The following is an 11,648-nucleotide window of genomic DNA, read 5'->3' on the forward strand; positions in this document are numbered from 1 at the left end:
AAGGACATGATGAGCCGAATCGACCGAACCGCGGACCACGACCAGATCAGCGTCGGCGATGACCTGCGCCTGGAATACCGGGGCGAGCCGTTCACCGGCGAGGTCGTGGAAACGATCGGCGATCAACTGCTGTCACAGGTGTTCTACGTGGACGGCGTGCAGCACGGAGCCGATCGGGAATGGTGGGCCGACGGTCCGCTCAAGTCCGAAGGCGAAGTCCGGCACGGCCGCGCGGTCGGCACCTTCCGCGAATGGCATCACAATGGTCAGCTCGCTCGCGAGAAACAGTTCAACGAGCGGGGCCGCCTGGTCTCGGTCACCACGTGGGACGACGAGGGAAATCCGATTCCCCGCTGAGCGGCTTGCAGGGTACCGCGTGACCAGCACGCCATCCGGGTTTCGACCGCTATGTGAAATGCTGAAGCCTGTTCGAACAAGGAGGGTGAGCGAACATGCGGCACGGCTATCCCGACAGGGAAGAGCTCGAGGAGAGCTTCGAAGAGGTGCTGGCCGGGGTGCTCACCGGACGCGGCGTTCCGAGTGCGTCAGGGCTCGACGAAGACACCAAAAATGCCCTCCGCGCGATCTTCCGCGCGCACCCGGACATCACCGAAGACCTGGTGGACAATGCCCGGCGCGCCTTCGCCGGCCAGCTGGACGGCAGCAATGCCGCGCGCCGGCGAGCCGAGATCGATCGCCGTCTCACCGAACGTGAAGAGCTGTCGAAGAATTTGCGCCAGGCGCCGCCGGGCTGGGACCCCGAGGTGTTCGCCCGCATCCGAGCCGAATCCGAGGCCGAGAACGCGGCACTGACACCCGAAGAACGCGCGGAGCTCGACAAGCTGGCGTGGGACCAGCCGGACGACGGCGACGAATTCGCCTCGGACAGCATCCGCGACAAGATGCGCGACGTTCCCGGCTTCGACGAGAACATGAACCCCTTCCCTCTCACCAGGGAACCCGGCGACACCGGCCGCTGACCGTGCCGGTGACGAGAGGACCGAGAGTTGTTCCACGAGGATGAGCACTGCCACTTCTGTGGCCGGTACGTGCTGGAGGTCGAGGGGTGGGCGGCATCGGTACAGCCGTATCACCGGGTGCTCGCCACCTGGGATGACGAGCGGGCATTTCTCAGCGGGGCGTATTACCACCTGGAATGCGTGCGAACTTTCGAACGCAGGACCGAGGTTCGACGGGCCTTCGCGGAGTGGCTGACCACCGATGACACGGTGGTGAGCGTCCAGGGTCCCGACGGGCAGGTGCGGGAGTTCGATCGCATCGGGCTGGGATTCACCGAGCGGATCGCCGAATTGCCCAGCGGGGAGATCTTCGAGAACCCCCGATTCGATCGATGGGTTTTCATCGAGTACGCGGGGCCGTTCCACATTCTCGACGCGCGGGACGCGGAGGCCTTGAGCCGGGGCGGCCGGGTACGTGGCGACAACGGCGGCGGGAAAGCCGTGCTGCCTGCCGTGCCGCCCGCGCGCATCGCCAAATGGCGACTGCCCGAACTGCTCGAATTCCTCCGGGTCACCGACCTCTACCGGGCGATGAGCGATACGGCCGAGCCCGAATATCGGTACCTGAGCAGCGGCAAGAACGCCTTCGGTTTCGTGCTCGGGTACTCGCTGTCCGCGCTGCTGCCTATCCCGGACGACGTGGTGGAATTCTTTCGCCAGTACATCCCGGAATACATTCCGAAGCGGCTCGAGGACGCCTGATGGCGGTGTCCGAGGACCCCGCCGAACTCTCGACCAACGAGTTGCGGGACGCGCTCGTCGAACAGGCGCGGGTACTCGGATTGACCGGGACCGCAGCGCGTTTGGCCGCCAACCCCGATCTGCTGCCGCCGCCCTCGACTATGCCGTTGATCATCGACACCGACATCGGCAGCGACCCCGACGACGCGGTGGCGCTGGCCGTCGCGGCGGGGCTGTCGGAACTCGCGCTGGTGGTGACCAGCGATGAGCGTGATGGGCGACGGGCACGGCTGGCACGGCATCTACTGGACCTGCTCGGGCGGCCGGAGGTTCCGGTGGTAGCCGGAATCGACCTCGGGAACGAGACATATTGGTCGGCAAAGGGTCTCGTTCCGGAGTCGGTTCCGGAGCAGGAATCCGACGTGGTCGGCGCGGTGCGGCGGGTCCTCGACGGCATCGAGGGCAAAGTGCGGTGGCTCGGGATCGGGCCGATGTCGAATCTGGCCACGGTCCTCGCCGAGATTCCGGAAGCCGTACCGCGCCTGGTGATTACCCAGATGGGTGGCGGCCTCCGGTACCGGGACGGCGATAGGGCCGAGCACAATATCCGGCTCGACATACCTGCCGCGCGTGCGGTCTTGGCGGCCGAGCCGCGGATGTGGATCGTGCCATCGGACGTCACGTTCCATTCCGAGAACGAAATCACCACCGAGTCACCGGAGTACGCGCTGCTCGCGGGCGAAGTCGGTCCGTGGGCGCTGATTCGTGCGCACATGGACCAGTGGTTCGCGAACTGCCACCCGGGGACCATGCAGCACGATGCGCTGGCGCTGGCACAGGCAATGCTGTTGCCGTTCCTGCGTTTCAGACGAACAGGCGTCGACCTGGACGACATCGGCCGCATGATTCCGGGCGAGCACACTGTTCTCCTGGTGCACAGGGCCGACTATGCGCGCTTCCGTTCGTGGCTACGGAAGCGATTGACGGAGGCGATCTCCGCCGGGTCCGAGACGCGGCAGCCGTTGCAGCCGACGCGTACTTCTGAACTGTCGTAGCAGCATTCGATGAGCTTGCCGCCCTGGCAGGGCTAGCGCTCGTGGGCTCTCGCCCGTGCCAACGGACCCGCGGACACCGCCGCTAGCGCGAGCACCGTCGCGGCGGTCAGCAGCCACTCACCGAGCACGAACACCTCGGTGAACTGCCAGCTGCCGACCAGTTCGGATGATGCTTCCAGGACGGCGGTCGCCGTCACGCCGAGCAACGTGCCGGTCGACAGCAGGGTGCAGTGGCGGCGGGCGTGACCGGCGGCGGGGGTGAGCAGGAGCAGGGCCGCCAGGGCTGCGGCGGGGAGGGCGGTCAGGAGGAGGGCTATGTCGGGGCTTTGGAAGGTCGCGTCGGGGTCTACGCCGAAATAGGCGAAGTAGCCGGCGTCGCCGCGATTCGCTCGGCCGAGGAAAGGCGTGACCAGCGCCAACAGTGCTGCGGCCGCGAGCAATACGCCGGTCAGGCGGTCGCCGCGCGCCGGTCTCGGCGCTGGCACGCCGTGCGGGGTGGACATTGCCGCAGCGGCCAAAGAAGAGGCAAGGGCGGCCAAGGAAGTCGTGGCCGCGCCGACCAGGAACCAGCCGCCCGTACCGAGGACGAAGTCGGTGTAGGCCGGGGACTGGAACTCGACCAGGTCCAGGATCGCGGCCAGGTTCACCCCGAAGCTCAGACCGGCGGCCAGGGCGCCGATCGACCGTGCCCGGGACGCGTTGCGGAGCAGCAGGATTCCAGCTGTGGTCGCCAGGACTATCGAAACCGCGAAGGCGACGCCCAGCAGGTGGGCTGTCGAACCGGTGCGGCCGGCCATGCTCTCGGTCTCGACCTGCCAGGCGTACCAGCGCTGGAGGCCGAGGGGGTTGAGCCAGACGCTGACAATCGGCAGGAGCGACGCACCCAGGCCGAACAGGGCGCCCGCGATCAGGAGGCCGCCGGTCACCCGGCCGAGGATCGAGGCGGACTGCGATGCGGGGGGTGCGGCGGGACGATCCGAGGTCGGTGTGCGCGGCCCTTGAGAAACAGTCGGTACAGCGTCCCTGGGTGCGACGGAAGCGCCACCGGCCGCTGCGGGGTTGCGACCGGCGAAGGACTCGCCCGCGGCAGCAACTCGCTGGGGATGTGCGGCTTCCACTCGTTCGGCCGTGCGACCCGGAGAAGCTTCCCCGCCCGGGCCCGAAAGGCCATCCCGGGCCGGTGCGGGGAGCCCACCTGACAGTGCCTCGGCTGCCGCGGCCGCGAACTGAGTGCAAGTCGGATAACGATCCTCACGGCGCTTGGCGGTCGCTCGGGCAAGAACACGATCGAGTTGCGGGGGTAGATCGCGGCGAAAGACGCTGAGCCGGGGCAGATCCCGGTTCAGGTGGCCGGCGGCTATCTCGCCCGGATTCTCGGAGACGAAGGGTGGGCGGCCGGTCAGCAGATTGAAGAGCGTGCAACCCAGGGCGTATTGGTCCGCGCGGTGGTCGACCGGCGCTCCTGTCAGTTGCTCCGGGGACGCGAACGCCATTGTGGCGGCGAAGGTTCCGGTCGCGGTCAGCTGCAGGTTCGAGTCGATCAGGCGGGCGATGCCGAAATCGGTCAGGACGGCGTGTTCCGCGTTATCGGGCCCCGCCGCCGAGAGCAGGATGTTCGCGGGCTTCACATCCCGATGCAGCACACCGCGACTGTGCGCGAAGTCCAGTGCGGCGGCCGTCTCGGTGATGATCCGCACGGCCCGCTGCGGGGAAACCTCCTGCGGCATCAGCTGTGCGGCGTCGGTGCCGCGGACGTACTGCATCGCTATCCACAGCTGTCCCTCGTGGACGCCGCGATCGTGCAGGCCGACAATTCCCGGATGACTCAGCCGGGCAATGGCATTGGCCTCCTGCTCGAATCTCGAACGCAGCTTGGGATCCGAGGAAACCTCGCTGGCCAGTAGTTTCAGCGCCACCTGCCCCGGCATACGCGGATGTCTCGCCAGAAAAACCGTTCCCATACCCCCGCGGCCCAGCACACCGTCCAGCGTGAATTCCGCGAACGACTGACCCACCCCGAGCTTAACCATTTGGGCTCCCCTCCCAACAATCCCTACCAGGTCAGGAGCATACCCAGGTCCGGTCGATCGTTCCTGCCCGGCCGACGCGGTGCGACACCTCGATGCCGACGGGCAACGGCCGAACCGACCGTGTTCATAAGCCAGTCAGCCACAGAGGAATTCGATTCGGCCCTGGCCGTGCACCGCAACCTGTAGTCATCGGCTCGGCAAGAACCGAGAACGAGTCAGCGTTTTTCCCCACCGTGAGCCTGGCCCCGTAGACATCGCGGCATGCTCCGGCCCGAGCGCACCGGCCGAGTACACGCGCGGTCAGGATTGAACAGCGCGCGTGCTCGTCGTCCCCGCCGCGCCGACCACCGGGACACCGGTGTTGCCCAGCTCGCCCACGACGTCGTCGCCGTGCTCGCTGGTGACCATCTGCGTGCGGACGTCGTCGCCCTCGGATTCGTCGAGACCGGCCCGGCCGCCCATCCCCGCGCCCATCATTCCCATCGGCGGCATCATGCCCGTACCGCCCGTGGCGGCAACCCGCGCGGCGGCGGGGGCATCGGCGGCGACGCCGGGTGCGACGGGGGCCGCCGCGGCGGTGCGCGGGGTCATGGACTGCTGGGCCACCGGTGCGGACGCACCGACGAGACCGCCCACGGGCATCGCGCCACCGCCTCCGCCGAGACCCGCCGCACTGTCGATCGGGTCGGCGACCGGCGCGATCTCCTCGGTCGTCTCGACCGGCTGCGCGATGTCCTGCAGCTTCTGCACGGTTTCCGCACCCGTGGTCGCCACGCTCGCCAGCGGCGAGATGAGGCTGAGCAACTGGGTGACCTGCGACAGCGCATCCACGCCGCCGGGGGCCTCGGTGACCTTCACCTTCTCCCCCGCGGTCGTCATCTGCGCGCTCTGCACGGTCAATTCGGCCTTGGTCTTGGCTACCACAGCGGTCGCTTCGGCGGCGGTCTCGGTCGCCATGGACAGCAGGAACACCTGTCCGGGCGGAGTCACCAGGAAGGGAGCAGAGGCGGTGACCGCGGCGAGAAACTTCGCGATGATGGCCGAGATGCTGGCCGCACCGGTCGCCACCGTCGTCGAGGCGTTCACCAGGATCGCCTTCTGCTGCACGTTCTGACCCTGCAGCTGGGTGGTATTCACCTGCGCGGCAGCGGCTTTGTCGGTCGCGCCGGTGGCGCCCGAGCCCTGCCAGGAGCTCGCGAGCTGCGCGACCGAGGAGGCGAGCGACATGGCCGTCTCCAGCGCGCTGGAGATGCCGTCGAGCACCGCCGTGGGATCGACGTTCAAGCCCTGTCCGAGCTGGCCGGTGCCGAAGGACGCCGCCAGATCCGTGAGCGGGCGGGTGAGCACCGACAGGTCGAGCGTGGGCAGCGGTGGCAGCTCGAAAGCTATGGGGGCAGCGGGCAATTGCGGCAGATTCGGCAGGCCCATCCCGGTGAGGATGTCGTTGATCGGGCGATCCAGGCCCGCGCCGAGCGCGGTGCCGGACAGCACGTCCGCCTGCGCCCCGGCCATCGCGCCGGGCGCACCGGACTCCACCGAACCCGAGGCCGCCGGCGTGGTCATAGGTCGTGCGACAGCGAGAGGAAGTCGACGCTGGAGTGATCCTCGACCGACTCGTAGGAGGCCGCGGCCTCGTGCGCGGTCACCGCGGTGCCGGCGAAGACGGCGGCGAGTTCGGCGGTCGCGGCGTAGTGATTGCCCTGTGCGCCCACGAAACTCAGCAGGAATTCCTGGCCGATCAGGCCGAACACGGGGATCACCGAGGCGATCAGGGCGGCCTGGTCAACGGTGGCCGCACCGGCGACAGCCGAGGCCATGGCGGCCGAGGCGTCCCCGTAACCGCGAATCGCGTCGGGCGTGGCAACGAGGTTGGTCATAGGTCCCCCATCAGGAAGATCAATTCGATATGAACTATACAGAGCGGGGATTCGCCCGGCATAGCGAGCAATGCCCCAATTCCTGGGGTCGCAGGTGAACATTCGGTGCCGATACAGCGTCTACCTGCACTCGTATGGCATTGCGGTACAGCTGTTTTGATTTCGTCAAATCGGTCGCAGCCAGCTGTCGGGCTCGGTGTCGTACTCCTGCTCCTCGGCGTATTCCTGTCTGGTCACCTCCTCGACGGTGGGCAGGCCGGACAGCGCCAGCATCTCCGGAGCGAGACCGGCCGCCTGCAATTGCGCGCGACGTTCGATCCCCGCGCGGGCCGCGGACTGGGCACACAGGCGCAGGATCTCACCGGCCAATTGATCGGGGTCGCCGCGCAATTGGTCGCGGTCGACCTCGAGGCCGACCGGCAGGCCCTGTTCGGTGGTCGTCACCACGACCGCGCCGGTCCGCGAGGACATGCTGAAGTGCGTCGGGAACATGTCGAAGGACGTCATCGAAGGGCCTCCCGTGCTGCGATCATTCATCGGCCATGGCCAGGTCGACTTCGGCGATAAGGGTTTCCAGGGTCGTGATCATCCGCCGCCTGTCGGCCGGTGCGGCGACGGACGGATAGCCGGTCACGACGTAGCGGCCGTCGTCGACGACATCGCGCCATTCGAGCTGATGCCGGGTGATGCCGCGCGGGCCGAAGCGCGAATGTCCCTGCACCACATCCATGGTGCCGCGGCCGGTGGCGGGGGCCGCGAGGAACTCAGCTGCCCGGTCGATCACCGTGCCCTCCAGGGTTTCGTGCGCCGGAGACATGCCGAAGGCGTAGTCGAACTGTTCGACGTGCTCGGGCTCGGCGAGCACGATGTCACGACCGCGGGCCGCCGCGATGTCCGGCAGCGTCGCGATCAGTTCGCCGGCCAGCCGTGCAGCCGGGAACTCGGAGGCGGTGAATCCACCACTGTGCCGGTAGGTTTCGCCGGGCAGCTGGGTGAGCAGGTATCCCAGTTCGCCGAATCGCACGCCCAGTGCGCGCACACTGCCCGCACCGGACTCGATATCGCGCGGATCCCAGCCGTGGACCTGCACCAGCAGGTCCGGGTTGCGCAGCGCGTACGCCAGTTCGGGGAGGTCTTCGAGTTCGGATTCGCGGTGGCGCAGTGACTCTCGGGCCCGCGCCAGGTTCTCCAGGTGGTCGTCCCACCACTCGGTGCGACTGGTGAACATGAGCGGAGCGGGCAGGAACTCCTCGCCGAGGTCCGCCCACCAGGCCACGAACTCGAGGTCGGTGAAGGTCCAGGTTCGATCCATCGAATCAGCCCTCGACCACCGGCTTGGCCACGATCGGCGGTGCGCCGATGGCGTTTTCGAGGTGCTCGGTGTTGTCCAGGTAGTCGGGCCGCTTGTGGTCCTTGCCCTGGCCGCCCGCGCCCTGGGCGCCGCCCATGCCGCCCATCGGCATGCCGCCCATCGGCATGGCGCCGGCGGCGATTCCGGCTCGCACCGAGCTCGACGTCGTTTCCGCGGTCGGGGCTGCCACGGCGGCGCGTGGGAAGAGCTTGGTCTGCGCGGGATCTCGCGCCGGGCTGGTGGCGGGTCCGCCGCCACCGCCGCCGCCTCCACCGCCGCCGCCACCCTTGAGGTCGTTCAGCAGCGTGTTGAGGCCGGGCAGACCCGCGAGCGTGGCGGGATCCTGGGTGGTCTCCTGGCCGGTGAGCGACTCCAGGCCCTTGGTGCCCTGCTCCAGCGCACTCGTCAACTGCGACAACCCATCCTGGCTGGAGGAGCCGCTCTGATCGCCCGAGCCGCTCTGGCCACCGTTGTTGGTGGGATCGCCGTTCTGGTTGGGGTTCTGCTGATTCGGGTTCTGCTGATTCGGATCCTGGTAGCCGGGAGGCTGGTTCGAATTCGGGTTGTTGCCGTCGGGATTCTTGGTGTCCGGGTTCTTGCTGTCCGGCCACGTGGTCGTGGAACTGCTGAGGGCGTTCTGCGTCTTGGGGCCCGGGCCGGTGGTGGTCGTGGTCGGGCCGGTCAGGCCGGGCGAATCAGAGTCCGGGAAGGCGAGTTTGGGTATCGCGGTACTCGCCTTGGCCATCCCCGGGAAGTACCAGTTGGTGAATCCCGCGATGGCGGCGTTGATCTGGTTCCGCTCTCTGTTGGTGTTGACATCGTCGGGGTAGTACTTCTCCGGCATGGCGTTCTTCGTGTTCTGCAGCCAGCCCGAGATATACATGAGGTTGTTGCCCATGAGCCGTAGGTCGGCCGTGAGATCCGCGGCCTGCTTCTCGAAGCGGTCTCCGGCGCGGATGGCGCCGTCGATGCCCTGGCCCTTCCACATATTGTTCTTCTCGAGCGCCTGCAGCTGCGTGTTCAGCTTCTGAAAATCCTGATCGATGGACTTGGCCATCCACTTCCAGTCACTCGCGCGGTCGGCCACGGTCTGGGCGTTGATGCCGTTGCGTACGTTCACGAACCACGTGACGCTCCTACTTCCGACGTCTTCCACGCCGATCGCGTCCGTGTAGTGAACGTTGTCGCCCTTGGCGATCTTCTTGACCGGGTCGAAACCGTTCTTGCTGTTGTCGACCACAAGATTCGCGTTGGACTCCTGCCACTGGGGAATCTCGGTCTTGCCGTTGAGAACGATCGGCGGGGCGTCGTCGCGTTTCGCCGCTTCGGTTTGCAGGGCCCGAAAATGGGCGACGGACTCTTCCTTCTGGGCGTCGTACAGTTGGCCGGCGGTTACCAGGGTGTCGCCCATCGCATTGACCAATGCGATGTACCTGCTCAAGACGTCCGTCAGGCGTCCGCCCTGGGTGTCGAAGCGACCGGCGAGCTTGGTCGCGGAGACGAGATGATCGTTGTCGCTGAATCCCTTGTGCGAAGCCACCAGCGCGGAAACCAGGCCCCGCATGCGTTCGAGCGAGTAGACGCAGTCCGCTGCCGCGTTCGCCGCCGTTCTGGCCGCGTCGTCGTCCAGTTTCAGGCCACCCTGGTGCGCCCGCTTGGAAAGATCGTCCCACTCGCCCACGTCTTCAGCTCCTCACTCACCAACGCCTTAAGATAGGTCCCCGGCGGCGAGACCTCTACTCCACTACGCCCGCGAGTAAGAGCTGGTAATTCGCTGAATCCAGATCCGCTGCGGCGCCGAATGTCTCGATGAGCAGCTCGCGTGTGACGCGGCCCTGTTCCGCTGCTGCGACCAAAGCCGCTGCGGCGGAACGCTGTTCGAGGGTCGGGTCGTCCACGATAAGGCCGCTGACCACGCTCGCCGTGCTGTCGGTGGTCCAGATACCCGGTACCGCCGCGGCGAGTTCCCTTGCCGCGGGCGATTCTCCGCGATACCAGCCGTCCTTCTCCCACCAATAGCAGAACGAGAGCAGGCCGGCGCCGGCACGAGTGTTCAGAACCGGGTTGGCAACCCACTCCGGGGCGCCGTCGTACAAACGCGGGAGCGCGGAGTGGCCGTTGTAGGCGGCACGCAATTGCGGTGCGTCCCATACACCGCCGGAGAGCACGGCCCGGCCGCCCGGGAGTTGATAGAGCGACGCCCCGGAGCGGCGGGAGCCCTCGAACCAGGCGAAGGAGGGCAGCACGCGGGGGCCGCGCTCGGAGCCGACCGCGACGAACGCGGCCGCGATGACCGCCCAGCGGGCCCACAGCAGGGGGAAGTCGGGGAAGTCGTCCCGCGAGCGAATCGGGCGCGCGCCGGTCGTGGCGTCCACGCGTGCCATCTCGGCGGCGTCGCGTGGCGGGCGCGACTGGCGGTTGCCGTGACGCAGGTAGGCGGCCAGCCAGGTCGGCAGCTCGGCGCGGGGGTAGACCTCGAGATCGGCCAGATAGGCCTGGGGCGCGAACAGTTGGTCGTCCGGGAACGGCTCGTCGCCGTAGTCGTGGTCGACGGTGAGCTCGCCGGCCGCGGTGAGTACCAGTTCCAGGCGCCACCAGGGATCACCGAGCTGGGCTGCCAGTCCGCGATGCGACTCGACCATCGCCAGGGCCTGGGGCGAGGGCAGAATCTGCGCCTGGCGCTGCTGGGTGTCGGCGAAGACGACCTTGGACACCTGGCCGGCCACGGTGACCGCGAAGGCGGCGGTGAGGGTGTCCCAGCCGGTCGGGGCCTCGGCGATGAGTTCCTGCGCGATGCGGTGCGCGAGTCTGCGGGCGCGTTCGGTGAGGTCGGGCTCCGGCTCGGGTTCCGGTGGAGTGAGGCTGAAGCCGATGTCGGGGGTGGGATCGGTGGTGGCGCCGACGATTTCGGGATCCGAGTTCGGAGATTCGAGTGCGGCGTCCACTCGAGGAGGTGCTGGCGGATCGGATTCGACTGGAGAGAGCGGTGATTCGGGCGCCGAGGGGATTTCGGACTCCGGCGGCATGTGCGCGGACGGTAGGTGCTGCTCGGCGGACGAGTCCGATACGGGAGCGGAGAAGCCCTGATCCGGATCCGAGGATCTACCGGGATCCGTTGCGGCACCGCGGTCGGCGAGGTTCGCACCCGCGGGTTCGGCGGGGTTCGCCGAATCGCGAAACTCGGTGAACTCCGGTGCAGGTTCGGTGGACTGCTGGCGCATCGCGTGGGCTTCGGCGGATTCGTAGGACATCGTCACGTAGTCGTCTCCTGGGCGGCGGTCACGTCGAGACTGCTTGGCATCCCGAGTTGCTGGAACGCGCGGCGGTCAGCGCTTGTTGCGGGCCGCGCGCTCGGCCAATTTGCGATCGAACTCCGCGCGGCGGGCGACGGCGTTGCTGCCGTCCAACTGGCCGGCGAACGCCGTGCGGGCGGCGGCGACGAGTTCGGGCGCGACATTCGGCGCGGCCTTGGCGATGGCCCAGAGCGCGTTCTCGGTCTGCTCGTCGAGGCCGGTCTCGGTGCGCACTCCGCGCCCGGACGACACGTCCGCGAGAACGGCGTCGAAGTTCCGCCGCAACTGCTCCTCGCTGGGGCGGCCACTGCGCACGTTCGTCTCCTTTGCTGTCGAATCAAC

General features: G+C 67.7%; 12 protein-coding genes. 4 read left to right on the forward strand and 8 right to left on the reverse strand.

From position 1 onward, the window contains the following. Positions 1-9 precede the first annotated feature (9 nt). From ACWDOP_RS04655 to ACWDOP_RS04670, 4 genes are all read left to right on the forward strand, one after another. On the forward strand, positions 10-357 hold the full coding sequence (locus ACWDOP_RS04655) for a toxin-antitoxin system YwqK family antitoxin (RefSeq protein WP_456343934.1): 348 nt from the start codon (positions 10-12) through the stop codon (positions 355-357). 146 nt (positions 358-503) lie between these two features. Continuing rightward, complete coding sequence (locus tag ACWDOP_RS04660; protein ID WP_456343935.1) at positions 504-980, forward strand: hypothetical protein; 477 nt, start codon at positions 504-506, stop codon at positions 978-980. Positions 981-1,007: 27 nt separating this feature from the next. Then, positions 1,008-1,721, forward strand: coding sequence for a hypothetical protein (locus tag ACWDOP_RS04665; RefSeq protein ID WP_456343936.1), 714 nt, complete (start codon positions 1,008-1,010; stop codon positions 1,719-1,721). A 146-nt stretch (positions 1,722-1,867) separates the two neighbouring features. Then, entirely contained in the window at positions 1,868-2,755 is an 888-nt protein-coding gene (locus tag ACWDOP_RS04670; RefSeq protein ID WP_456343937.1) for a nucleoside hydrolase, read from the forward strand. A gap of 32 nt (positions 2,756-2,787) precedes the next feature. Here the strand turns inward: ACWDOP_RS04670 and ACWDOP_RS04675 are convergent, their stop codons facing one another. The 8 genes from ACWDOP_RS04675 to ACWDOP_RS04710 all read right to left on the reverse strand — a co-directional run bounded on the left by ACWDOP_RS04675 (position 2,788) and on the right by ACWDOP_RS04710 (position 11,621). Beyond that, a complete protein-coding gene (locus tag ACWDOP_RS04675) occupies positions 2,788-4,785 on the reverse strand; it encodes a protein kinase domain-containing protein (RefSeq protein ID WP_456343938.1) in 1,998 nt (665 codons plus the stop codon). 300 nt (positions 4,786-5,085) lie between these two features. Continuing rightward, entirely contained in the window at positions 5,086-6,348 is a 1,263-nt protein-coding gene (locus tag ACWDOP_RS04680; RefSeq protein ID WP_456343939.1) for a hypothetical protein, read from the reverse strand. Next, positions 6,345-6,662 carry a type VII secretion target gene (locus ACWDOP_RS04685; protein WP_456343940.1) on the reverse strand — a complete coding sequence of 106 codons (318 nt, stop codon included), beginning with the start codon at positions 6,660-6,662 and terminating at the stop codon, positions 6,345-6,347. Before ACWDOP_RS04685 ends, ACWDOP_RS04680 begins: the two co-directional genes overlap by 4 nt. A 165-nt stretch (positions 6,663-6,827) precedes the next feature. Further along, on the reverse strand, positions 6,828-7,169 hold the full coding sequence (locus ACWDOP_RS04690; protein ID WP_456343941.1) for a hypothetical protein: 342 nt from the start codon (positions 7,167-7,169) through the stop codon (positions 6,828-6,830). Positions 7,170-7,191: 22 nt separating this feature from the next. After that, a complete protein-coding gene (locus tag ACWDOP_RS04695) occupies positions 7,192-7,974 on the reverse strand; it encodes an ESX secretion-associated protein EspG (RefSeq protein WP_456343942.1) in 783 nt (260 codons plus the stop codon). A gap of 4 nt (positions 7,975-7,978) precedes the next feature. Further along, positions 7,979-9,694 carry a hypothetical protein gene (locus tag ACWDOP_RS04700; protein ID WP_456343943.1) on the reverse strand — a complete coding sequence of 572 codons (1,716 nt, stop codon included), beginning with the start codon at positions 9,692-9,694 and terminating at the stop codon, positions 7,979-7,981. A 55-nt stretch (positions 9,695-9,749) separates the two neighbouring features. Next, complete coding sequence (locus tag ACWDOP_RS04705) at positions 9,750-11,264, reverse strand: hypothetical protein (RefSeq protein WP_456344053.1); 1,515 nt, start codon at positions 11,262-11,264, stop codon at positions 9,750-9,752. 75 nt (positions 11,265-11,339) lie between these two features. Further along, on the reverse strand, positions 11,340-11,621 hold the full coding sequence (locus ACWDOP_RS04710) for a hypothetical protein (protein ID WP_456343944.1): 282 nt from the start codon (positions 11,619-11,621) through the stop codon (positions 11,340-11,342). Between the last annotated feature and the right edge of the window lie 27 nt (positions 11,622-11,648).

Source organism: Nocardia sp. NPDC003693 (assembly GCF_053981095.1).